This is a genomic window from Paenibacillus sp. MABNR03 (assembly GCF_050455445.1).
GTDB lineage: Bacteria > Bacillota > Bacilli > Paenibacillales > Paenibacillaceae > Paenibacillus > Paenibacillus xylanilyticus.
Window position 1 is genome coordinate 31,416 of record NZ_JBCIYR010000002.1, and the last position, 22,866, is coordinate 54,281.

Below are 22,866 nucleotides of genomic sequence, written 5' to 3' on the forward strand. Positions count from 1 at the left end.
GGATATCCTATACTTAAGTAATTGATAATCATTTTCAATTAGGTCGATATTTTATTGAAATGACGATATGCGTAATCAGGGCAGGAGGAGACCATGAACTCTACTCATTCCAACCACTCGTATGGTTCAAGTGCATTTTTTCAGACACGGGATGGCCGCAAACTTCATTATATGTCCAAAGGAACCGGTAAACCGACCATTGTATTTGAGTCAGGGATGGGCTTCTCCAGGTCCACGTGGGGTCTCGTGGCGCCACACGTGGCTGAGCAGACACAGTCTGTCGTTTATGACCGTTCGGGTCTAGGCCGGAGTGAGGCCGACTCGGAACAGCGGAATCTGCGCAGGTTGGCAGAGGATCTGGGAGATCTGTTGACCGCACTCGGACCAGGTCCGTTCATTCTGGTGGGACACAGCTGGGGAGGTCCGATTGTAAGGGCCGCAGCTGCTGCAGATCTTTCGCGTATTCGAGGAATCATTCTGGTGGATCCTTCGGACGAGAACTGTGAGTTGTATTTCTCGGCTTTGGCCAGAGCCAGTTTTGCCATGAACCGTCTTCTTATGCCCTTGATGGCACGTACAGGTATGTATCGGAAGATGGGCAGCAAGCCAGGGTTTGTACAACCAGAGGATGTTGCGCAAGATCACCACAAGGAAGACTTTACGGTGCAGGCCGCACAAACGATGGTCGCAGAGTCGGTGCCGTTTCTGAATGATTTGGCCTTATTACGACATACCCCTCCTGAGCTGGGGGAGCTGGAAGTCAGCATCATCTCCGGTACAAAAGCGGGCAAGGGAGAACAAAAAATAAGACCTGCCGTCGTATTAGCTCACCGTCAGAGTGTTAACGGACTCGCCAATGCCAATTGGATTGAAGCGGATCAATCCGGTCACATGGTCATGTTTAGCGAACCACAGATTATTATTGATGAAATATTGCGAATGGCAAATGACTCACCCCGAGGCGCAAGGGCAGGGCAAAAGTGATACAATAAATAAAAAAGCAATGCTTGCATTGCCAACCAAGATAAGCGGAGTGTGGAGAAGAGATGAAACCAGTGGAACAAGAATCAACGGGAAACAAAAGTTCCGGCCAAGCCGGTGTTGGCATGGAAGATATCGTACGTGCACATCATGTGCTGCGTGAAGTTATTGTAAGAACGCCGCTGCAGCGTGATGCTGTTTTGTCGGCCAAATATAATTGCAATGTGTATCTCAAGCGGGAAGATCTGCAAGTGGTGCGCTCCTTCAAAATCCGTGGTGCCTACAACATGATTCGCAGTTTGACCCCGGATGAGATGGAGAAAGGCATTGTCTGCGCAAGTGCAGGAAACCATGCCCAGGGTGTTGCCTTTTCCTGTAATGCGCTCGGAATTAACGGCAAAATCTTCATGCCGAGCACCACGCCGAATCAGAAGGTGAAACAGGTACGACGCTTCGGCGGCAGCAACGTGGAAGTGGTATTGATCGGAGATACGTATGATGATGCCTATGCAGAAGCAATGCGTGCATGTGACGAACAGGGCATGACATTTATCCATCCGTTTGATCAGCCGAAGATTATTGCAGGCAACGGGACGGTAGCGATGGAGATCATGGAGAGTCTGGATGAGAATGCAGATTATGTATTTGTCACCATTGGTGGCGGTGGGCTCGCTGCTGGGGTCGGAACCTACATGAAGACCGTCAGCCCGGAAACGCGCATGATTGGTGTCGAGCCTCTTGGCGCAGCTTCAATGAGCGAGGCGATGTTCCGCAAACAGGTTGTTACGCTGGATGATATCGATAAATTCGTGGATGGAGCTGCGGTGAAACGGGTAGGCGATCTGACCTACAACATCTGCAGCAGCACGCTGGATGATATTGTGAAAGTGCCTGAAGGCAAAGCCTGCACCACCATTTTGGAGCTGTATAATGAAAATGCAATCGTGGTCGAACCTGCCGGTTCACTGGCTGTTGCCGCACTGGAGCAATACCGTGAGCAAATTGTAGGCAAAACTGTTGTCTGCGTCATTAGCGGCGGGAACAACGATATCGACCGGATGCAGGAGATCAAGGAACGTTCCCTGATTTATGAAGGTTTGAAATATTACTTCATGGTCAATTTCCCGCAGCGCGCAGGCGCTTTGCGTGAATTCCTGGAGGAAGTGCTCGGCCCGAACGATGACATCACCCGTTTTGAGTATACGAAGAAGCACGACAAAGAAAATGGCCCTGCCCTTGTTGGCATTGAGCTGATGTACAAGGAAGATTATCAGCCTCTGATTGAACGCATGAATCGCAAAGGCATTGCCTATACCGAGCTGAACAAAAACCTGAACCTGTTCAACATGTTAATCTGATGAATCATTCCATGATGCACCCAAAAACGAATGAGCCCCAGCTGCAGCTGCGACCAGCTCGAAGAGAGGATGCAGATCAGGTCATCCCGCTGCTCTATCAGGCGATTGGAGACATCGCATATGCTCTGGCAGGTGAGGGTAATCATGAGCAGGCGATGCAGGTTCTGCAGCAGTTTTATGTGCAGGAGGATAACCGGATTAGCTATCGTCATGTAACGGTGATGGTGCAAGGTGAAGAAGTTGCCGGAATTCTCGTAGCCTATGACGGCAGTGAGGCGGACCGTCTGGACCAGCCGATTCTGGATCGGCCAGGACGCAGCCAGGATGAGAAGTATGTATTGGTCAAAGAAACCCGTCCCGGTGAGTATTATTTGGATACTCTTTCGGTAAGTGAAAAGTATCAGGGACAGGGCATCGGGCGAGCCCTAATGGCTGCTTTTGAGCAGCAGGGAAGGGAACTCGGGCACACTCAAGCAGCCCTTATTGTTGAACGAGATAATGGGCGTGCCTTGATGCTGTATGAACGGCAGGGATACACGAAGGACGATGTACTCGTGATTGCAGGACATGAATATAACCATATGGTCAAGCCGCTTCAATAGGTTTGATTGCATTGAAAAACCGCCATAGGAGCTTATCCTGTGGCGGTTTTGTTTTGAATCAGGTACACATCATTCATGGGATTAACGCTTCAGAATCCGGTATAGTCCGTGGTCGGAACTTTCTGATCCAGCCACTCTTCCACAGCGGTCGTCTTTTGGTATTTTGCTTCAGTGACGATATCCATAAAGGCACCTAGTTTAGCCAGGAAGTCACTATCTTCGGATGCGTTTCGTTGTAGAACAGCCTTGTACCCTTTCTGGGCGTTCGCCACCATGGTGTTCGTTTCATAGTCAAACAGCGGAGTATTATTCAGGCCATAAAATGTATACAGCGTGTAATTGTTCAGCAAATTTCGGACTTGTTTGACCCGATTGGACTTCGGATAATCCTGCAGAAACCGTTCCTGATTCAATGCCCGATTCAGAATCTCCTGATAACCAATGATCAGTGCTCCATCCTCTGCAGCCAAATTGCTTGTTTCAACGGCCATGATATTGATGTACTGCTTGATGTCCGGTTTGACATCCGAATTATATTTTTGAAAGGCCATATAATTCATGATCGGATAGAGGGAACCTTCCAACATGACGAGGCGATAGCCGCTGTCCCGGGCTTCTTTTAACAATGAACGGAGTTCAGGGTCTTTGGTACGCTCCATCAGTTGGGTGAAACTGTCGTTCCAATTGTACACTTTGATCATTTTGTCCTGAACATTAGGAACCAACATGCGGTCCGTCATGGTTGTTAAGCCCTTGATGCGGGCATTCTCCAGCTGCAAAACCATCAAGGTAGCGTGATGGGTTGTCACTTTATGAATATTGGATTCCAGATAGGTGTCAGCGCCAGATAAGCCGTTCTTTTTTTTGAGTATGGATTGAAAGGTATTATAAATGACCGTTGAACTGCTGGTGGTTACTTTGGCATCGGAATCAGAGGGGGCTGCTGCAGCCATTCCTGTTAAACCCGTGGCACCGGTGTGCATCAATACAGCAATGGCTGTAACTGTCATGAGCATACGGAGCCCTGTGCGTCTGGCAGATGAGTACAATGATGTCATTGTTGTAAACCTCCCGTAGATTTTGAAAATGACAAACATAATGATTCTTTATACATTAACCCAATTTACGACCGATGTTGTTTCGGAATAATGACAAAATGTTCTGTTATTTTTAACCTTTGGCAGGTAGATGATGGAAGAACTTTTCTGCGAAAATATTTTTGAGCGATTGGAAACTTTTGTTCAAGTCCAGACGTCTTAGATGTGCACAGGAAATTACAGGAATAAATCAAGTGAAAGACGCTCTAAATACATTTAACTAAGAAGAGAATGGGGATATTCAATATGAAAAAAGCTGGAGGACGTCAAGTCAAAAAGGTCATGTCCGCACTGGCCGTATCAGCCATGCTGATGTCTGCCTTGCCAACGTCGGTCATGGACGCGGCAGCGCGAATAAGCATATATATCAATGATGCCGAGTTGTCATCTGCACAGGCACCTGTGATGAAGGCCGGACGTGTATTGGTTCCGCTGCGGTCCATTTTTGAAGGATTGGATGCCAAAGTGGGCTATACCAACAAAACCAAAACCATTACAGCCAGCCGTGGGGATCAGGAAATTTCACTGAAGCTTGGTTCCAGGACAGCCTACATTAATGGGGAAGCGGTTACGTTGGACGTGCCAGCAAGTACCATCAAGGGGAACACGATGGTTCCCATTCGCTTTGTAAGCGAAGCATTTGGAGAAAAGGTATTCTGGAACTCTCGCAATCAGCGGGTGGATATCAAAACAACGTCCACGCCTCCTGTGGATGACACGAAATATGCGGCATGGAACATCTATGGATCGGTTTCGGGAAGTAACGGGGATGGACGGGATCTGACCGTCAGCTTTACACGTCCTACGTCCGAGAAGGCTGTATCCGAGTATCGCATTATGCTGGTAAAAACCCGTGATGTGAACAGCTTCAACGAGTCGGCAGCATCGGTTGTACCATCCGGTAATTATACTTCGGTTTCTCCAAATGGCAGCAACCCAAGGTTGGCGCTGAATGCTCAAACACGTGACATAAACGGAGATTTGCTGAACACGAGTGAAACCTATCGTTTGTACGTCCTGACCATGGGTAACAGCAGCAACAATTACAAAAACGTACTCGCCTGGTCTGCCCAGTCCTTGAAATTAAACAATGTAAAAACAACAGTCCAGCCTGTCACAGGTCTTCGCATTGCCGACATCAGTGACTATGGGGATGGCCGTGACCTGGAGATTAATTTCACCCAGCCAAGCAGCACCTCGAATATTACGTATTATCGTGCGTTTGTCGTCAAAGCGAAGGATGCTTCATCGTTCAATCTGACTGCGGCGAATAAAGTCTCCAGTTCCAACTCAACGATCATATATAAAGGGAACAGCACAGCGGTCAAAAGTCAGCTGACATCTTCCACACGTGATACTTCCGGAGAGTTGATCCGCAGCGGAACATCCTATATCGTCTACATTATGTCGGTCAGCTCCAATGCGGCAACTGCGGACAACAAGCTCTCAGCTGTATCATCATCGTTGACACTGGGTGTAAATACCGCAAAGGCGCCTGTCATCACTCAAGTCCTGGATAACTCGGATTATGGAGATGGGCGTGACATTCGAATAAGCTTCAACCGTTCATCTGATGAATCCAAGGTTGCGAGCTATCGCATTTTCGTTGTGCGCAACTCGGTGGCGAGCAGCTTTAATCTGACGACAGCAAGCAATCTGTCTTCCAGTCTGTACTACAACGTGAACAAAACAGGCAACAACATTACCACCACGTTACCTTCATCGATGAAGGATACAAGCGGGTATAACGTAACAAACCTGCAGGATTATCGGATCTTCGTCATGGCTGTGGGCAACCAGCAAAATAGCTACACGAATGCGCTGTCCTCTTCGTCCACATTGCTGAGACTGACCACGAACAGTAATGCAGGAGCTGTAAATAACCTGGCTGTAACGGATGTAAGCGACTATGGGGATGGGCGTGATCTGCGGGTTTCTTTCAACAGAGCATCGGATGAGTCAAAGGTTTCGGCTTATCGTGTCTATGTAGTTCGGTCCGGTAACGCAGGAAGCTTCACACTGAGCGCAGCTAACGCTTCAAACAACTACTATCAGGTCAACAAAACCGGTGGTAATCTGTCTGTTACTCTGCCAAGCAGCATGGTGGATACGAATGGGTACAGAGTTTCCAATAACGTAACCTATCGTGTATTCGTCCTGTCCGTAAGTACAAGTGGCAACTCCAGCCAGAACGCGTTATCCTCGTACTCGTCACAGATTACGTTGACCCCGAATGCAGCGATAACAGCTCCGAGCAATGTTGCCGCAAGTGATATTGGCGATAACGGGGATGGACGTGATCTGCGTGTAACGTTCACCAAATCGGCGGATGAGACCAATGTGAATCACTATCGGGTGTTTGTGGTGAAATCCACGAATACAAGCTTCAATCTGGCATCAGCGAATGCAGTGAACAGCGCGAATTATACGTATGTCAGCAAGAATGGCAGCAATCAGACGGTGAACTTCACCAGTAATTCGAAAACCGTGGATGGCAGTTCGATTGAGAACGGTGTGGGTTATCGCGTCTATGTCATGGCCGTTAACGGTAATTCTTCTCTTGCGAATGCATTGTCATCAGGCTCAAATGTAATTACACTCGCTTCCAACACGGCTGTTGGGGCAGCGAGCAGCGTGAATGTAACGGTGAAAAATCAAGGGCAAGCAGGAAACGCATCTGATGTGACTGTAAACTTCAATAAACCAAAAACAGATAGCGGCATTGCGAATTATAGAGTGTTAATTGTTCCATCTGGCCAAGTGACTGGATTTGATTTGAATTCTGCTCTAGGTATCAGATCATATGTCCAAATTTCCAAAAATGATGCCGGCAATCCCATTCAATTGAATAACGGCCACGTTGATATTAATGGTAGTACTCTTGTCGCAGGTCAGAAATACAGAGCATTTGTTTTGTCGGTATCCGATACAGGTACACGTGCTTCTAATCTGTCCGGTGCTTCCAACGAATTCAGTATCCTGGCCAAACCGGCAGAGCCTGTTGCTGTTCAGCCAGCAAGCATAACGAAAGTTGAGAATGCCAGCACTGTTACGGATGCAGGTTTGAAGGTAAGCTTCACTAAAGCACCCGACGAAAAAGGGATTGGCCAATATCGTTTATTTGTAGTAAAAGCTCAAGATAGTCTGGATTTGCCCTCTGCAAACTCAAATAATAATTTTAAAGTAGTTTCTCCAGGGGAATTCAACTTATCTAAAGATACGGTGGATTCAAGTGGAAAGGCAATTGAACTCGGAGCTGAGTACAAGGTGTATATCCTTTCTGTAGCAAGTGATCCGTCGTTATACACAAGTGTTCTTTCCGCTCCGTCGGGCGCAGCTAAACTCGATGCTGCGCAAGCTGCTCCTGTGGCACCTGTTACAGATCCGGCAGTTCCACCGACTGACCCGAATGCGGCTGACCCTGCTCAAGGCACGAGTACTTTACCATCAAACTAACCTAGATTATGAACTAAATCTTTATTGTTTTGAGAGCTCCCTTACCGAAATGGTAGGGAGTTTTCTTGTTTTATTCACTCAATTCTTGTCGTCAAAAAGGTTCTCTAGGCCGTTGCTGGTCCGGGCCAGCAGGGGGATAATGGGGAAGTAGAGCATGACCGAAAGGAATGATGGAATGCTTGCATTTCGCTTGACCGGGCTGCCGGATTCCCGGCTGCCACTGTATCTGTATTGTATTGGAACACACGAGCAGAAAGTGCAGCTTAGGCCGGAAGGTTTTCCGGTACACCAGCTTTATTTGTCGCGCAGCGCCGGAGGCGAACTGAAGATTCCCGGTAAGGGATCATGGTCAGTGGGTGCAGGTCAGTTGTGGGTCATGGAACCGGGGATTGCCCATGAATTTTATCCACGTTCCAGAACAGATGGGGAGCTCGGATATATCGGTATTGGAGGCGAATCAGCCGGATCAGTGCTTCAGTCCGCAGGGTTGCTGCATACGGGGCCTAGAGACCTGTCAGACTTCGAACAGTTCTGGTCGCGAACGACAGGTCTCTGGCACGCGCTGGATGATGGAAAGGCTGGTGTATGGAATACCTCCCCAATCGTCTATCAGCTCATTCTGGACATGGCACGATCCGTATCAACTCTGGAAGAGACCGATGTATCCGGAGTGGAGAGTCTATCTTTGACACCTTATTATCGTGAGTCCGATCCAGGTAGTGAGGCCTTTACCCGAGCTCTAGCCTTAATGCATGCCCACTATCAGGATGACTTGCTGCTGAAGCATGTGGCGGAAGCAGTGGGTTATTCCGTTCAGCACCTCAATCGTCTCTTTCATCAGCGCCATGGTGTGACCGGGCACCAATACATGCAGCGATTAAGACTGCAAAAGGCATCCGATTGGCTGGACGAGCATCCACGGGCAAGTGTAAGGGAGGCGGCAGAGACGGTTGGCATGGAGGTCAACTATTTTATCCGCATGTTCAAACGGGAATTCGGAGAGACGCCTGGCAGAGGGATCAAACAGCGCAATCAATTAAAAGGTGAAAGCATCGACACGAGTGCGGCACCAACACTGTAAAAGGTTATTTACGAGAACATACATGTAAGATTCACAGAATATGAAAAAAGGGGCCATTACGGCCCCTTTTTGGATTGCAATATTCAAAAAACAAATTGTTTTCAGAGCATTTCAAGGTGATAATGAATCCTTACCAAGCAGATCTTACTTCTTCTGCCCGAAGAGCGGCCTCAACAGAGCAAGCCCTACAATTCCGATCACAAGACTTACCCACGGGGCCAGTGTAAATACCGGAAGACTGTCTCGCAGTGGATAGCCGACAAACAGAACAAGGACAACGATTACGATATAAATCACAATGCCGCGCAGATTAACCTGTGGTTTGGTCGTCATATCTTTTCCCTGATCATCCGGCCGTTCAGCAAGGCGACGAAGCATTTCGACCAGTGCAATTCCACCAACAGCTGTAATGATGAGCGAAAACAGACTGATATGACTGAATGGTTCCGTATCTCCACCGCTCCAGCCGATAAATAGTCCAGCTCCGCCCTGAATCAGCATGACAAAGGAAATCGCCGCCCAGGCAATCATCACGTACCACTTGGGCGTACGTTTGACTGGACCGGCAGTCTCTCCATTCGCCGTTCCATTGCCCGGAGATGTTGGAGCAGGCATATCCTGTTTATTAGGTTTTGATTTATTAGATTGGCCCTTACCCACAGGTAGCGTTGAAGGACCTGCCGATTCTGTACCTGATTCCAGACGTGAGTTTATGTCCTGCTCCAGATCGGCTCCATACAATTCCCTGGCAGACTTGCCATCCCGCTGTGCTTGTACAATGGCTTTTCCTGCAGACAGAATCCATTCTTCCTGCGTTCTCTCATCTGCGTTGGTTCTGCGGGCAATCCCGCTAATCTGGTCGAACAATTTTACATTTTCAGGCGTCATCCGGCTCATCTCGGTCATTTGCCGGTTTTGTATTTCTTTAAGCTTTTTATAGGAAATCCCCAATGATTGCTCCCCCTGTCTGAACACGTTACAGATCCCCAGTTCCCTGAAGACCCTGACGGTATTTTAGTATACGGGAAGGGCACTTGTTTCGCAAAGTCATTCCTTATAAAAGAGCTGAGTGTGATGTATCCAGAGCCATACGCAGGCCAAAATGACACAAGTGCACAACAATACCAGTTTGCCGTGAGCACGTACCCATTCAAACAGAAGTTCCATGAATCCAATCCCTTTCGCCGGAAGGAGTCCGAGGTCAATTGCATGTACATATTATTGATTAATTTCCCCAATTTCCCTGCGAAATATGCATAAGATCAACCCATATCTAACGATTGTGTGAAGTATGCATAAAGGACAGCCATTTCCATCACAATAGTATTTCAAAACGAAAACCAGTGATGGGAGTGTGCAGACATGAATCAAGCCAACGATAGAAATAATGAATTAACCCGGAAGCTGCTGCTGAACAGCAACTCCCGTGGCGTAAAGGATGAAGTGGTTCCCATGGGACAGGGAGCAGCAGAGGATACCGAATTTGCAGTTGAACTTGGCGAAGGTCCCGATAAGACAGGCAGCTTCTGGGAAAGTTCCGATTTTGCACGTGAGCATCGGTGGGAGGGTCAAGTAGAGACCCATGAGATGTTCCGCCGGAGTTACGAGTAGAAACTTTCGGGCGATGAATGCCCGATATCCAGTGTAAACGTAATACATGCTCCGCCTTTAGGCAGGTTACTGGCGTTTATGGTTCCACCGTGCTTCTCCACGATGCGTTTGGCCGTGAACAGGCCCAGCCCGGTCTGTCCCTGGTGTCCATGATAGAACTGGTCAAACAAATGCGGCAGATCCGCTTCGGTAAAGCCTGGACCTGTATCGCAAACGGTAACCTGCATCACACCAAGATCCTGTATATCCACATCCAGTCTGATTTCCCCTTTCGGGGGTACATATCGCAAACTGTTAGCCACCAGATTATCCAATACCTGACCGACCCTTTGTACATCCAGTAAAAGAGGCGAAGAAGTATGGAGCCGTCGATCCACGAATCTGAATTCGGATTGCACACCTTGGCTGGAACACAAAAAACGCACCTCACGCTGTTTCATCTCCCAGAAGGAAGATGGATCAACCGGTTCCCGGCGAAGTGGAAAGTAATCAAAATCAGTTCCAGCGGCTACCGTCATATCCTGGATCAGGCGATTAATTCGTTTCACATTATGGTCAATGACGTCCAGATGACTGCTGATACTTTCGGCGTTCTGTACCACATGCTTGGGTGAATCCTTGAGAAGTTCCACGTGGCCCTGAATCACTGTCATTGGCGTGCGGAAATCGTGACTGATGGCTCCCATCAGTTCACTCCGTTCCTGCTGAAGTTTCCATTCCCGAGTCAGTGCACTTTTCAGTTCTTTACGCATGTCCTCGAAGGAAGCGGAGAGCAGTCCGAGCTCATTGGGGGCGTGATTATCCAGAGTAAAGTCCAGATCCTGCTCTTTGATGCGTTTGGAAGCCAGAATAAGGTCCTCAATCGGCCGCTTCACGTTGCGACCCACTCTGCCTGCCATAAACCAAGTCGCAGCTGCAATATAAACAAATGGAGAAGCCAGCATGAGCACGAGAAACGTATTCGTCCAAACGGGGGACACGGAGGGAGAGGGACTGGTTTCCAACCTGTACTGGAGCACAAGTGCCCCGGAATAGGTTCCACGCTCTCCGCTCAGAGGGGAAATGAGCGTAACCAGCCCGCCGAATCCGAGTGTACTATCTGTGACCGTTTTGCTATTCAGCCTGCTCAGCAGGTCCGTTTCATTTTCCAAGACCTGTTCCTGAATCGTTCCGTATCTCCTGGTGCCGCGGGTATCCACAACCTGATAGGTGATGCCTTCCGGAGGCAGCAGCTGCTCCAGTTTCGCCTGATTGGCGGTGTCGGTCCACTGGATTTTATGCCTCGCCTGCTCCTGTACCTTCTGCTGAATTTCGGGGATTTGAGACTCATAATAGTTGGCGGGCTGCAGCCACTGGTTGGAAAACAGAAAGGACACGCCTGCAGCCCACGTCAGGAGGGTCAGTAAGATGCTGATCACCATGACGAGGACAAATGCCCAGACTAATTGTTTTTTGATCGGCCAGCGTTCCTTAATCATCGTACTGGCTCCCACTTGTACCCGACACCCCATACCGTTGAGATATACACATGATCCGGGTCAGCTGCTGCCAGCTTGGCCCTTATTTTTTTGACATGTTCCGTGATCGTGGTAGTATCCCCTGTGGCTTCCAGTCCCCAGATGCGGTCATACAGCTGTTCCTTGGAGAAAACCTGTCCAGGATGCGTCGCAAGCAGTTCCACCAGATCGTATTCCTTGAGCGTTAGCGGGATGGCGTGCTGCATAATCATCACACTGCGGCCTTTAAGGTCCATCTGCAGAGACCCGTATCTGTAAAACGCAGGCTCATTCACGCGCGGCTGAACGCCATCGCGACGGGAACGGCGCAAGTGGGCGGCCACTCTTGCCTTTAACTCTCCAAGACTGAACGGCTTCGTCATATAATCATCGCCGCCGATGGATAACCCCTGAATCCGGTCCATTTCGGCCTGCCTCGCACTCAGAAAGAGGATGGGACAGCTGACCTCATCCCGGATCAACCGGCAGAGCTCGAATCCGCTCATGCCGGGCATCATGATATCCAGCAGAATGAGATCCGGTTTACTGCTGAGTAACTGCAATGCCTCGCTGCCACTTGACGCGGTGGACACCTTATACCCTTCCTGTGATAGCGTCTGATGAATCAGCGCCACAATATCCTTTTCGTCGTCTACAATCAAAATATTCTCGTTCATGATGTTTTCCTGGCAGGATCATTTAAGCAAATGTAACCTTAAACTGCCGTCTCCGTTTCCTTTAAAATGTTGAATCTTCATTGTACCTAAAATTTCCATGAGCGTAAAAACAGAATACGTTATATGAATTGAATCTCGAACCTTTTCATTCACTTCAGGCATGATTTTGCCGATACATTGAAGATACAAGCCAATTCTAAAGATTTTATAATGTTCTCTTTTTTGACTGGGGAATAGGCCATCTACAGATGTTTTCGTCACGTTGACTTGAAGTTCCCAGGATGATAATATACTAATAACATCTTAATACACATTAAACTTATCGGATTTATATATAATTAACTAAACGAACAAGCAAAGGCAAGAATGGAAAGGGGAAATCGGCATGGAGCGTCAGATCAGTATCCGTCATGGACAGGAAGAGTTAACCGCCACAATTCATTATCCCGTGGTTGGGGATATCAAGGAGGGCAATCACCAGCAGCGTGTGCCTCTGGCAGTAATTTGCCATGGCTTTGTTGGCAGCCGGATTGGCGTGGATCGCCTGTTCGTGAAGACTGCACGTGAACTGGCTGAGGATGGATACCTGGTGCTTCGCTTCGATTATATCGGCTGCGGCGAGAGCAGCGGCGAGTATGGAGCGGAAGGGCTGGATTCCATGATTGCCCAGACCCGTTCCGTACTGGACTATGCGGTGAACTGCAGTGATGTGGACCCAACCCGTGTGACATTGATCGGTCACAGTCTGGGCGGTGCAGTCGCTCTGCTAACTGCCATTCGTGACAAACGTGTCAAGAATCTGGTGATGTGGTCTGCCGTTGGATATCCGTTCAACGACATCGTGAAGATTACAGGACGTGAAGTGTACGATGCAGGCGTGAAGCAGGGCGCTGCCGATTATCTCGGTTACAAGTTCACGCCGGCTTTCTTCGAGTCTCTGGCCGAGCACCAACCATTCCAGGAAGCCGTCAAGTTTAACGGCGATGTTCTGGTCGTGCATGGTACGTCGGATGATATCATCCCAGTAGACTACGCTTTTCTCTATCAAAAGGTGTTCTGGATGCGTCAGGAAGGACGCTGCGATAAGGAGATTATTTTCCAGGGTGATCATACCTTCTCTTCCGGCAAAGAGCGGGAGCAGCTGATCACGCGTACCCGTGAATGGCTCGGTGAGCGGCAGAAGATCGAGCAGGATTGGCAGCACTGGATGATTTGATGGCTTGTATGAAGGTTTGGAGTAACCAATTGCACAATGAAGTGGAAAACCAGATTGCGTGATAGGGCAGTTTCGGTATGTCAGCTTGGAAAAGCGCCTTCTACGCGGTAGAATAGAGGAGTAGTATAGAAGCGTAACCATTCTATCCGTGTCTGGAGGTTGGCAGCAATGACATTACCCGCATTTTTCATTGCGCATGGTTCTCCCGCTCTGGCGGTGGAGAGCAATGACTACACTCAATTTCTGAACCAGCTTGGAGACAGGCTGCCGGCTCCAAAAGCCATCGTTGTCTTTACGGCGCATTGGGATTGTCCCGAACCGTCCGTGACGATGGATGATTCACATCAGACGCTGCATGATTTCTACGGATTCCCCTCCAATATGTATACAATTGATTATCCGGCACCAGGACACTCAGCGCTCGCAAGTGAGATCTGTGCCCTCTTCACCCGCAGCAATCTGCCGCATCAGCCTATTCGAGGCAGAGGTCTGGATCACGGCGTGTGGGTGCCACTGCTGCATATGTATCCACAGGCCAATATTCCTGTCGTTGTTGTGTCTGTAGATTCGCTGCGTTCACCGCAGGAACAGTATGATATTGGCCGGATGCTTGAACAGCTGCGTCATGACGATGTGCTGATCATAGGCAGTGGTGGTACCGTTCATAATCTGCGCTTGCTCGGAAGCAGTGATGAACCGGAGTGTTGGGCTGTAGAGTTTGACAACTGGATGGGGGAGCGGCTGGAGAAGTGGAACACGAGAGAGCTGTTTCAATATGACAAAAAAGCCCCGAACGCTCGGACTGCCGTTCCTTCGTATGGAACAGAGCATCTGGCTCCACTGTTCTACGCCATGGGCACAGCTGATATGTCTCGAAAGGCGAAGCGTCTGTTCCAGTCGTACCCCTATGGAACACTCAGTTTAAACTGCTGGCAATTCGGTGACGGCGTCTAACTCGGAGCAGACAACAGAGACATCTGTATGGTAGAAATTACTTCTTGTACGAAGAAACACATGAATAACTTACGTATAATACAAAATCAGAAAGGTTCCAGCGGCCAGATACATTGGCAGCGGGAACCTTTTTTTGGTGCATTGCTATATGTCTATTTTCGAATTTCGAAGAACTCGCAATCCATGCGGGAATGATAAGCAAGGTCACTGACACTGGACTGGACAACAATCGTTTTGCTGTCAAAACGAATAATGACACCACCGGAATCAATCTGGTGGTTATCCTGAAACACCCGGACTTTGTACTTCATATCCATGGCTTCCTGGAAATCGGCTTCAGTCTCAAGACGGCGTTGAGTGGGCATGAGAAGTGCTCCTTTGGTCATAATCTATATGATCATCATAATACGTGATTCCGTGCGGGGGCAAGTCAGGCACGAAAAAAGCCCTGTTCCCCGGGGGATGGGGAGCAGAGCCTGATATGTTATTGAAGTTAAGCTGTTTTTTGGGTTGGATTCAAGGTCGGTGTATCTTTGGGATGGTTACCTTTGTTACGGCTGAACAATCCGCGAAGGTAAGGCAGTACCCAACGATCCAGACCAATTTTACCAGCATTGGCACCAGCGACCACAAGGAAGATTTGCATCAGTACCAGTTGTGCATTCGTGCTCACTGTACCCGAGAAGAGGAACGCGAAGTTCATCACGAGTGCCATCAGCGCAGCAAGTGTTGTGAAGCAGCCAAGGATCAGTCCGAGACCTACCAAGAATTCACCGAGAGGGATGAGGAAGTCGAACAATCCGGCATTCGGTACTGCGAATTTTTCAAGGAACGTTCCCCACCATGCTTGAACTGTAGGGCTTTCGCCCGCTGCTTTCTCTACTGCCCCGGCGAGGAAACCGCCAGCCTGGAAGCCGCCTGTCAGTTTGCTCCATCCGTGAGTCATCCAGTCATAACCGATATACACCCGAAGTACTGTCAAAATCCACATTGCCACTTTGTTTTCTCTAAGCCATTGGTTGAAGCTGAACATATAAACCACTCCTTCATGGAATCTAGTGTGTGTTATTTTTTTGTTTTTCTAAGTGATCACCTTTGATGTCTTTATTGTATAGTTCAAAAGTCGTTTTGTTTGTGATAAAAATCACAATCTAGTTCAAATTTTAAGTAAGGTTTAATGAGTTCACATGTTAGACATAAATCGATTCCAATTCATCGTTTCGATTACCTCATTCAGGGGTAGGAAATTGCCTTTATATCGAAGACAAATATTGGTTCGTGTGATTAAATGGAAAGAAAAATGCAAAATGGTTGTCCGCATCCAAGAAATGCCGCACCTTAGACCCAGGCCATTGTACAGGAGGTACAACGATTGAAGTCATTGAAATGGAATAAGGCAGCGTCTGCTGCATCATTGCTGATTCTCGCCGTAAGCCTTGCAGCTTGTCAAAATCAGGAGTCGACACAGATGCCGCCCGAGCCGGAATCTGTTCCTGCGCCTGTACAGGAAGAACAAGAACCGGAAGAACAGGCGGCTCCACTGTACACCGCACCGCTGACTGGACTGCCCGTTGACGAGGCCATTACACAGAGACCGCTCGCGGTCATGATAAACAATGCCCCTGCGGCCCGGCCCCAGTCCGGCCTGAGCTCTGCCGATATCATTATCGAGGTGCTCGCAGAGGGTGGAATTACCCGGTTTATTGCCATTTTCCAAAGTCAGGGCGGTGCAGAGACTGTAGGACCTGTGCGCAGCATTCGTCCGTATCTGATTGAACTGGGCGAGAGCTATGATGGTGTGCTTGTACATGCGGGCGGCAGCCCGGATGCCTACTCCATTTTGCAAAAGCAGCAGAAGCAGCACATGGACGAAATCTCGAATAGTGGCCCGTATTTCTGGCGTTCATCGGATCGCAAGGCACCACATAATCTGTACACTTCGGCGGACAAGCTTAGAGAGGGAGCAGAGATCAAGGGCTACAGCCATGATAGCGAGTCACCCGTCTATAACTATAATGAAGAAGGTTCCACCTCAGCAGGAGAACCCGGAACGCTATTCGACATTCATTATTTATTGGATAGTTACCGGGTGACGTATGATTATGATGAAGTTAGCGGACGATATATGAGACTGGTGAATGGGAAGCCCGACCAGGATCAGGATAATGGGGAACAGATTGGAGCAGCGAACATTATTGTAGCGGGTGCAGATCACAAGGTGCTCGACAATGTTGGCAGACTATCCGTTAATGTAGACCAGGGCGGAGAAGCCCTACTGTTTCAGAAAGGCAAGATGATTCGCGGACAGTGGGTGAAGAAACCGGGCGATATAATTCGTTTTGTGCAAAATGGGACAGAGGCGGCTCTGGTTCCCGGCCAAACCTTTATCAGTATCGTTCCGAATCAACCCGACTTTGCAAGCCATATTGATGTCCAAAATTAAGACGAAAATTCCTTCGCCTTGCTTCATTATTATGCCGAACAAATTGAAAGTCGAATCCTGTCAGTTTATGAATTGTAAACGCAGTGTAAAATCTCAGCATCATTTTTCCATCCATTCCAAATAATTAAGATTCATTTCAGATTAATGTGATAAGAATATAAAAAAGGATCGCACCTTTTGTACAAACCATGAAACAAATATGATAAGATATCAAAGGTTGTCATTTCATGTTTCAAGGTTATCAGCAATTTCTCGTAAAGGGGATAGAACGATGAAGTTTAAGAAGAAGGATATATTTTTCGAAACATTAGAGAATATGGCGGATACTGTCGTACAAGCGGCTGACTATTTCTCAGAGCATGTTTCCAACCTTCAGGATGTAACTCTGTTTACCAATGAAATGAAAAAATACGAGTCCAAGTGTGATGACTATGTGCATACAATCATTATGGAACTCAACAAAACATTCATTACGCCAATTGAGCGTGATGACATCATGGAATTGACAACAACACTTGATGACGTATTGGACGGGCTTGAAGCAACCGCTTCCCGATTCTATATGTACCAACTAACTGATCCGGATGAATTCATCGTGCAGTTCGCTGAGATTTTGCGCCAATCGGCTTACGAAATTCAAAAAGCGATCCATTTGCTGTCCCAGAAAAAATTGCTGGCGATCCGCGAATATACGATCCGTCTGAACGATCTGGAAAACCAGGGCGACGAAGTATTGCGCATGTGCATCAAGCATCTCTTCGCTACCGTGTCTGATCCGATTGAGTTGATCAAGCGCAAGGAAATTTACGAGCGTCTTGAGACAACAACGGATGCTTGTGAAGACGTAGCCAACATGCTGGAATCCATCATTATGCGTAATTCTTAAGGAGCCAGAGAATAATGGAAACAACGATTTGGGTATTAGGTATAGTCGTCTTCCTTGCATTGGCGTTTGACTTCATCAATGGTTTCCATGATACAGCGAATGCCATTGCAACTTCGGTCTCCACACGGGCACTGACCCCAAGACGTGCCATCATTATGGCTGCAGTGATGAACTTTGTCGGTGCGATGATGTTTACGGGAGTGGCGAAGACGATTGGAGGAAGTGTTACTGACCCCACGAAGCTGGATAACGGGATAGAGGTCGTCATAGTGACCTTGATTGCCGCGATTATCTGGAACCTCGTGACCTGGTGGTTTGGTATTCCTTCATCTTCCTCACATGCATTGATCGGAGCACTTGCCGGGGCAGTATTTGTCGGTGCAGGTTCCGATAAAGTCAAATGGGGCGGGTTTATTGAGATCGTCGAGGGGCTCCTGTTATCCCCGCTGATTGCATTTGCCATAGGTTATGTGGTCATGACCATTCTCAAATATATTTTTGCCAAACGCAGTCCGCATACCGTGAACAAAGGTTTCCGTACGGTACAGATTTTCACGGCTGCACTGCAGGCCTTCACACATGGTACCAACGATGCTCAGAAGGCCATGGGTATTATCACTTTTGCTCTCGTAGCAGCAGGAGTACAGGATCATCTTGAAGTTCCGCTGTGGGTTAAAATCTCTGCGGCAACGGCGATGGCACTGGGTACTTCCATCGGTGGTTGGAAAATCATCAAAACGATGGGGACCAAAATTTTCAAAATTGAACCGATTAACGGTTTTGCTGCCGATTTATCCGCGGCTTCCGTTATATTCACGGCAACATTGCTGCATCTTCCAGTGAGTACCACGCACGCGATTACATCTGCCATTCTGGGTGTAGGTTCTGCTAAGCGTTTTTCCGCTGTAAAATGGGGCTTGGCCGGACGGATCATTATTACATGGTTCATTACGATTCCGATTACCGCTGTACTGTCAGGGTTGCTGTACTGGATCATTTTCTAAGAAAAGTTATCCCGAAGGCGAATTCGGGAGCGACATGCACATCTGTTCATAACTGTGTGAATATCGGGATATGTGGACAATTTTACAATCATAAACTAGAGAAGCCTGTGCATGAACGTGTGGACAGGCTGGATATGTGGATAGCCATCCGTGGAATGATAAACCAAAAGTAAGATTATCCTGTGGATACAGGGAACTGTGGATAGGAAATGAGAGAAGCCAACAGGGTTGGCTTTTTTTGTTGTCCCTGTCGCAGGTAACTCTGTGGACAATCAGGCTGTGAGGCGGTTGCAGGAGACGGTTCGAGGATTAAGTTATACAATAGCGTAAAGGATATAAGACAAGGACGTGGTCTAATTTATGATTCGTACACTCGCCATTACACGAGATCATCAAGTCTCCATTAACGTACCCCTGACTCAGCTGGATCTGCAGGATTATGCCTGGGTCTGGGCAGATTTCAACCAGCCTTCGGAGGAAGAAAGCCGTTTGCTGGATACATATTTTCATTTTCACCCCTTGGCGATCGAGGATTGTCTGCATGTGCTGCAGCGCCCGAAGCTGGATTATTACGACAATTTGCAGTTTCTTGTGCTGCATGCGCTGAATCCTACCACACTGGAAGCCGAGGAGGTAGACCTGTTTCTCGGTTCGAACTTCCTTGTTTCCTTTCACCATGGTGTATTGGAAGAGGTGGATGAAGCTTGGGAACGGATTTTGCATCATGCTCACGAACGAACGATCTGGGCACGTGGACCGGTGGCTGCAGCGTATACGGTGATGGACAAGCTGGTTGATCACTATTTCCCGTCGCTGTTTGCGATTGAGGATGAACTGGCTGAACTGGAGAACCGAGGCAGTCAGGAGTCGGTAGAAGACTTGATGAATCAGGTGTTTGACCTGCGCAGCCGGCTGCTGAAGCTTAGACGAACTGTAGTGCCCATGCGTGATTTGCTCTACCGGGTAATCAACTCTCAACATGTGCAGAGAACGGGGGAGCATACCGCGTATTTTACAGATATCTATGATCACCTGCTGAAGCTGACGGATATGATTGAGGCGGATCGGGAGATGACCGCAGACCTGCGGGACAGTTATATTTCTCTGAATTCCAACCGGATGAACGCCATTATGAAGACACTGACTGTTATTACAACGGTGTTTATGCCGCTGACGCTGATTGCCGGAATTTACGGGATGAATTTTGCCTATATGCCGGAGCTTCAGTGGAAGTTTGGATATGGGGCAGTGCTGCTTCTGATGTTTGTGCTTGGCGGAAGCATGGTAGCTTGGTTTGTGAAGCGTGGCTGGTTTAAGTAGAAGATTTACTCGTACAGAAGGTCTAAGGATAAATAGGATGTAACCAAACGATGATCTTTTTTGTCAGCTGCAGCTGCGCAAAAAAAGATCATCATTTGGTGTCTGCAAAATTGGATGACGCTCTTGAGAGAGTTATGGTTTGGTATCGCAGTGCGTATCTTCAAGATCGGGATGTTCCGAAAGCTCCCGGTAATGCTGGAGTTTATAGGCTATAATCTTTGAAGTCTCATTCAAGTTAGCTATATCTTGCTGTATCTTACGCTGATGTTCCTCCAGAATGGCGTATCTGGCTTCAAGGGTATCGGCACCATGCTCAGACAGCTCGCGGAAATGTTTCATCTGTTCAATTGTCATCCCGGTGGCTTTTAATCTTGTCAAAAAAATAATGCCGAGAATCTGATCTTTACGATATTGCCGATGGCCGTTTGTTTTTCGTTCTGCAAATGGGAGCAGACCTACTTTTTCATAATAGCGGATCGTATCTTCGGTCAGGCCTGTAAGTATAGCAGCTTCCCGAATGGATGTAACGATGTCCGGTATGTCATACGATTTGTCATACAATTGATCCAACTCCTCAGTAATGAATTTACCAAGGTATTTCTCCATCTTTTCCATAGAATCCTCCTGTCGGGCCATCGTCCCCGAGAACAGCCAGCTCCAGAACCGTAGCCGCTGCTTGCTGCACGGTATTGATTCCTGTAAAACCGTTCAGATCGGTTGCAGTAAAGCCAGGATCGACAGCGTTTATTTTGAGCGGCGTATCTCTGAATTCCTTGGCAAGAGTAACAGTAAACATGTTAACGGCTGCTTTGCTGCTGTTGTAGGCAAGCAGATTGAACTGGGCATGTTCATGCCCGGGATCACTATTATAGGCGAGTGAGCCCAGCCCGCTTGACAGGTTAACGATTCGTCCTGCCGGGGATTGCTGTAGTAATGGTAACATGGCCTGGGTTACGGAAATCATGCCGAAGAAGTTTGTATTATAGGTTTTTCGTATATCATTCAAAGCGATTAGGCTTGGGGGAGCAGCTCCACCAACAGAGATTCCTGCGTTGTTGACCAGAATGTCGAGCGAGCCGAACCTTTGTTCAATGTAACTGACGGCTGTCTCAATCGTATTGGAGCTGGTAACATCAAGCTCGATTCCATAGGCCTCGATTCCCTCGTTCAATAGTCGTTGTGCGGCTTCCTCGCCTTTACGCAAGTCTCTTGCTCCGAGGAGAACAACATAACCCATATTTCCCAACTGCCGAGCCGTTTCGAAGCCGATTCCTTTGTTTGCTCCCGTGATGAGGGCGGTTTTTTTGGTTTTCATCGGTCATTCCTCTTTTCACTAGTAATTGTTAAGCATGTGGATGATGATCTCCGAATGGTACAACTTGGAGTGTGCTTCAAGTCAACAGGGAATTTTGGAGGGTATGAAGACAGGGAGGATGAGAGGGAAAATAAATAACCGAAGCGCGTCTGTAACAGACATGTGCATTCGGTTAGAGGGGAATATTATTATTCATCCACATGTGAATATCTTTTTTATCTGCGGACTGTTAATAACTTTATAATCTTGTACTACGTTTGTTCAAGAACGAAAGTTGCCGAGGCGGTGGGTTGTCCATTGACCACAATCGTTATCGTGTGCAGCCCGGCATAATAACGTCTTGTTGTAATTACCTTGAACGATTGCTTCGTAGCTACCTTGCTGCTCCCGGCGGGATACATTTTATCCGAGCATTTGAAGCGTTTCGGTGCCTGCTTGCCATTTGCCTTCATATATCCGATCTCATACTCGATCCGCAGCATCTGAGGCTGACCGCTCTCATTAACCACATCGAACGTGAATTCCAGCTCTTCACCGATCGCAATCGTATCCCGTGCAAGCTCAAGATGCCCAATATGTACGGCGTCCTGTTGGGTATATCCGAAGAGAGAGAGTGCTTTGGGATGTCCTTTTTTCAACAGGGAACGGCTGGCATGACGTACAATCCAGTCGGTATGCGGATGCTGACCATGCCATGTAGAGGCTAGATCCAGAACCAGATCAGGATGGTCTTTCGAGATATCGTTCAGATGGTTCGCTACACTTTTCCGTACATAGAGGGACTCGTCCTGCTTCAACGCATGGAGAATGGGAAGTGCAGGTGTTGGGTCGGCAATCAAACTTCGCAGCTTGGAACCCCATGGCAAACGAGGGCGACTGCCTTCGCTGGCAAGCCTGCGAATATGCTCGTTCTCACTGTTTGTCCATTCCATCATCTGTTTCATCGTTTCGATGGGATAACGTTCAATAAACGGGCGTACCGCAAACTCCGAGCTGGAATAAGGTGTGAAGACCGTCAGGTACTTCATGGATAATTCATAGTGCTCAGGCGCTAGACCATTCACTTCAATAAAATCAGGTACAAACAAATACTCAACCCCGCGCAGCTGCGGCGCCGCCTGTTCAAGCACATGCAAGGCTTCTTCATACGAATCAGGCAGTACTTCCGTCAGGGCAAGTGTAATTCGGCGAATACGTGCCTTGAATTCCGCTTGCTCCCAGCCTTCGGCAAACACGAGGTCGCGAAAGTGCGCCTTGTCCAGAGCGGGGTAGAATTGGTGCAATAGTTCTCCGGTTCGATCGATCAATGCGGGCGTATATTTGTCCTTAAACAGTTCCATAATCCGCCTCCTTTATCTACTACCCAGTA

21 protein-coding genes are annotated in these 22,866 nt (G+C 48.1%); 12 read left to right on the forward strand and 9 right to left on the reverse strand.

What is annotated here, in order from left to right; translation table 11 throughout:
- Positions 1 to 93: 93 nt before the first annotated feature.
- From AAIH57_RS08935 to AAIH57_RS08945, 3 genes are all read left to right on the forward strand, one after another.
- The gene (locus AAIH57_RS08935) at positions 94 to 984 is read left to right on the forward strand and encodes an alpha/beta fold hydrolase (RefSeq protein WP_430021374.1); all 891 of its coding nucleotides are present in this window, start codon (positions 94 to 96) and stop codon (positions 982 to 984) included.
- Between the two features lie 62 nt (positions 985 to 1,046).
- Entirely contained in the window at positions 1,047 to 2,339 is a 1,293-nt protein-coding gene (ilvA, locus tag AAIH57_RS08940; protein WP_175394052.1) for a threonine ammonia-lyase IlvA, read from the forward strand.
- 11 nt (positions 2,340 to 2,350) lie between these two features.
- Entirely contained in the window at positions 2,351 to 2,941 is a 591-nt protein-coding gene (locus AAIH57_RS08945; RefSeq protein WP_430021375.1) for a GNAT family N-acetyltransferase, read from the forward strand.
- An 89-nt stretch (positions 2,942 to 3,030) separates the two neighbouring features.
- Here the strand turns inward: AAIH57_RS08945 and AAIH57_RS08950 are convergent, their stop codons facing one another.
- The gene (locus AAIH57_RS08950; RefSeq protein WP_430021376.1) at positions 3,031 to 3,999 is read right to left on the reverse strand and encodes a hypothetical protein; all 969 of its coding nucleotides are present in this window, start codon (positions 3,997 to 3,999) and stop codon (positions 3,031 to 3,033) included.
- Between the two features lie 285 nt (positions 4,000 to 4,284).
- On the opposite strand from AAIH57_RS08950, the gene AAIH57_RS08955 reads away from it, so the two are divergent.
- Together AAIH57_RS08955 and AAIH57_RS08960 are read left to right on the forward strand one after the other, a co-directional pair.
- The gene (locus AAIH57_RS08955) at positions 4,285 to 7,494 is read left to right on the forward strand and encodes a stalk domain-containing protein (protein ID WP_430021377.1); all 3,210 of its coding nucleotides are present in this window, start codon (positions 4,285 to 4,287) and stop codon (positions 7,492 to 7,494) included.
- Between the two features lie 154 nt (positions 7,495 to 7,648).
- Entirely contained in the window at positions 7,649 to 8,575 is a 927-nt protein-coding gene (locus AAIH57_RS08960) for a helix-turn-helix domain-containing protein (protein WP_430021378.1), read from the forward strand.
- Positions 8,576 to 8,719: 144 nt separating this feature from the next.
- On the opposite strand, the gene AAIH57_RS08965 is transcribed toward AAIH57_RS08960, so the two are convergent.
- A complete protein-coding gene (locus tag AAIH57_RS08965; RefSeq protein ID WP_430021379.1) occupies positions 8,720 to 9,526 on the reverse strand; it encodes a hypothetical protein in 807 nt (268 codons plus the stop codon).
- Positions 9,527 to 9,937: 411 nt separating this feature from the next.
- Here AAIH57_RS08965 and AAIH57_RS08970 point away from each other — a divergent pair, with 411 nt between their 5' ends.
- Positions 9,938 to 10,186, forward strand: coding sequence for a hypothetical protein (locus tag AAIH57_RS08970; RefSeq protein ID WP_430021380.1), 249 nt, complete (start codon positions 9,938 to 9,940; stop codon positions 10,184 to 10,186).
- Here AAIH57_RS08970 and AAIH57_RS08975 read toward each other — a convergent pair.
- Entirely contained in the window at positions 10,177 to 11,664 is a 1,488-nt protein-coding gene (locus tag AAIH57_RS08975; RefSeq protein ID WP_430021381.1) for a HAMP domain-containing sensor histidine kinase, read from the reverse strand. The genes AAIH57_RS08970 and AAIH57_RS08975 overlap by 10 nt on opposite strands.
- On the reverse strand, positions 11,661 to 12,359 hold the full coding sequence (locus AAIH57_RS08980; RefSeq protein WP_430021382.1) for a response regulator transcription factor: 699 nt from the start codon (positions 12,357 to 12,359) through the stop codon (positions 11,661 to 11,663). Before AAIH57_RS08980 ends, AAIH57_RS08975 begins: the two co-directional genes overlap by 4 nt.
- A 385-nt stretch (positions 12,360 to 12,744) precedes the next feature.
- Between AAIH57_RS08980 and AAIH57_RS08985 the strand changes: the two genes are divergently transcribed.
- Complete coding sequence (locus AAIH57_RS08985; RefSeq protein WP_175394060.1) at positions 12,745 to 13,575, forward strand: alpha/beta hydrolase; 831 nt, start codon at positions 12,745 to 12,747, stop codon at positions 13,573 to 13,575.
- Between the two features lie 168 nt (positions 13,576 to 13,743).
- Positions 13,744 to 14,529, forward strand: coding sequence for a DODA-type extradiol aromatic ring-opening family dioxygenase (locus AAIH57_RS08990; protein WP_430021383.1), 786 nt, complete (start codon positions 13,744 to 13,746; stop codon positions 14,527 to 14,529).
- A 152-nt stretch (positions 14,530 to 14,681) separates the two neighbouring features.
- On the opposite strand, the gene AAIH57_RS08995 is transcribed toward AAIH57_RS08990, so the two are convergent.
- Together AAIH57_RS08995 and AAIH57_RS09000 are read right to left on the reverse strand one after the other, a co-directional pair.
- A complete protein-coding gene (locus AAIH57_RS08995) occupies positions 14,682 to 14,894 on the reverse strand; it encodes a hypothetical protein (protein ID WP_175394062.1) in 213 nt (70 codons plus the stop codon).
- Positions 14,895 to 15,022: 128 nt separating this feature from the next.
- The gene (locus AAIH57_RS09000) at positions 15,023 to 15,562 is read right to left on the reverse strand and encodes a DoxX family protein (RefSeq protein WP_175394063.1); all 540 of its coding nucleotides are present in this window, start codon (positions 15,560 to 15,562) and stop codon (positions 15,023 to 15,025) included.
- Positions 15,563 to 15,901: 339 nt separating this feature from the next.
- Between AAIH57_RS09000 and AAIH57_RS09005 the strand changes: the two genes are divergently transcribed.
- The 4 genes from AAIH57_RS09005 to corA all read left to right on the forward strand — a co-directional run bounded on the left by AAIH57_RS09005 (position 15,902) and on the right by corA (position 20,182).
- A complete protein-coding gene (locus tag AAIH57_RS09005; RefSeq protein WP_430021384.1) occupies positions 15,902 to 16,972 on the forward strand; it encodes a DUF3048 domain-containing protein in 1,071 nt (356 codons plus the stop codon).
- A gap of 271 nt (positions 16,973 to 17,243) precedes the next feature.
- Positions 17,244 to 17,858 carry a DUF47 domain-containing protein gene (locus tag AAIH57_RS09010; RefSeq protein ID WP_095360942.1) on the forward strand — a complete coding sequence of 205 codons (615 nt, stop codon included), beginning with the start codon at positions 17,244 to 17,246 and terminating at the stop codon, positions 17,856 to 17,858.
- 14 nt (positions 17,859 to 17,872) lie between these two features.
- Positions 17,873 to 18,862, forward strand: coding sequence for an inorganic phosphate transporter (locus tag AAIH57_RS09015; RefSeq protein WP_175394065.1), 990 nt, complete (start codon positions 17,873 to 17,875; stop codon positions 18,860 to 18,862).
- Positions 18,863 to 19,222: 360 nt separating this feature from the next.
- Entirely contained in the window at positions 19,223 to 20,182 is a 960-nt protein-coding gene (corA, locus tag AAIH57_RS09020) for a magnesium/cobalt transporter CorA (protein ID WP_175394066.1), read from the forward strand.
- Between the two features lie 132 nt (positions 20,183 to 20,314).
- On the opposite strand, the gene AAIH57_RS09025 is transcribed toward corA, so the two are convergent.
- From AAIH57_RS09025 to AAIH57_RS09035, 3 genes are all read right to left on the reverse strand, one after another.
- Positions 20,315 to 20,797 (reverse strand): MerR family transcriptional regulator, encoded by a 483-nt coding sequence (locus AAIH57_RS09025; protein WP_430021385.1) that lies wholly within the window; start codon positions 20,795 to 20,797, stop codon positions 20,315 to 20,317.
- Positions 20,769 to 21,497 carry an SDR family oxidoreductase gene (locus AAIH57_RS09030; protein ID WP_175394067.1) on the reverse strand — a complete coding sequence of 243 codons (729 nt, stop codon included), beginning with the start codon at positions 21,495 to 21,497 and terminating at the stop codon, positions 20,769 to 20,771. Before AAIH57_RS09030 ends, AAIH57_RS09025 begins: the two co-directional genes overlap by 29 nt.
- Before the next feature lie 251 nt (positions 21,498 to 21,748).
- The gene (locus AAIH57_RS09035) at positions 21,749 to 22,837 is read right to left on the reverse strand and encodes a DNA alkylation repair protein (protein ID WP_430021386.1); all 1,089 of its coding nucleotides are present in this window, start codon (positions 22,835 to 22,837) and stop codon (positions 21,749 to 21,751) included.
- Between the last annotated feature and the right edge of the window lie 29 nt (positions 22,838 to 22,866).

Bases quoted from the DNA above. Each gene is read 5' to 3' on its own strand.
- AAIH57_RS08980 (WP_430021382.1), bottom strand. From the start codon at position 12,359: ATGAACGAGAATATTTTGATTGTAGACGACGAAAAGGATATTGTGGCG.
- AAIH57_RS08945 (WP_430021375.1), top strand. From the start codon at position 2,351: ATGATGCACCCAAAAACGAATGAGCCCCAGCTGCAGCTGCGACCAGCT.
- AAIH57_RS09015 (WP_175394065.1), top strand. From the start codon at position 17,873: ATGGAAACAACGATTTGGGTATTAGGTATAGTCGTCTTCCTTGCATTG.
- AAIH57_RS08960 (WP_430021378.1), top strand. From the start codon at position 7,649: ATGACCGAAAGGAATGATGGAATGCTTGCATTTCGCTTGACCGGGCTG.
- AAIH57_RS09010 (WP_095360942.1), top strand. From the start codon at position 17,244: ATGAAGTTTAAGAAGAAGGATATATTTTTCGAAACATTAGAGAATATG.
- AAIH57_RS09025 (WP_430021385.1), bottom strand. From the start codon at position 20,797: ATGGAAAAGATGGAGAAATACCTTGGTAAATTCATTACTGAGGAGTTG.
- AAIH57_RS09030 (WP_175394067.1), bottom strand. From the start codon at position 21,497: ATGAAAACCAAAAAAACCGCCCTCATCACGGGAGCAAACAAAGGAATC.
- AAIH57_RS08935 (WP_430021374.1), top strand. From the start codon at position 94: ATGAACTCTACTCATTCCAACCACTCGTATGGTTCAAGTGCATTTTTT.
- AAIH57_RS08990 (WP_430021383.1), top strand. From the start codon at position 13,744: ATGACATTACCCGCATTTTTCATTGCGCATGGTTCTCCCGCTCTGGCG.
- AAIH57_RS08955 (WP_430021377.1), top strand. From the start codon at position 4,285: ATGAAAAAAGCTGGAGGACGTCAAGTCAAAAAGGTCATGTCCGCACTG.
- corA (WP_175394066.1), top strand. From the start codon at position 19,223: ATGATTCGTACACTCGCCATTACACGAGATCATCAAGTCTCCATTAAC.
- AAIH57_RS08985 (WP_175394060.1), top strand. From the start codon at position 12,745: ATGGAGCGTCAGATCAGTATCCGTCATGGACAGGAAGAGTTAACCGCC.
- AAIH57_RS09035 (WP_430021386.1), bottom strand. From the start codon at position 22,837: ATGGAACTGTTTAAGGACAAATATACGCCCGCATTGATCGATCGAACC.
- ilvA (WP_175394052.1), top strand. From the start codon at position 1,047: ATGAAACCAGTGGAACAAGAATCAACGGGAAACAAAAGTTCCGGCCAA.
- AAIH57_RS08995 (WP_175394062.1), bottom strand. From the start codon at position 14,894: ATGCCCACTCAACGCCGTCTTGAGACTGAAGCCGATTTCCAGGAAGCC.
- AAIH57_RS08975 (WP_430021381.1), bottom strand. From the start codon at position 11,664: ATGATTAAGGAACGCTGGCCGATCAAAAAACAATTAGTCTGGGCATTT.
- AAIH57_RS09000 (WP_175394063.1), bottom strand. From the start codon at position 15,562: ATGTTCAGCTTCAACCAATGGCTTAGAGAAAACAAAGTGGCAATGTGG.
- AAIH57_RS08950 (WP_430021376.1), bottom strand. From the start codon at position 3,999: ATGACATCATTGTACTCATCTGCCAGACGCACAGGGCTCCGTATGCTC.
- AAIH57_RS08970 (WP_430021380.1), top strand. From the start codon at position 9,938: ATGAATCAAGCCAACGATAGAAATAATGAATTAACCCGGAAGCTGCTG.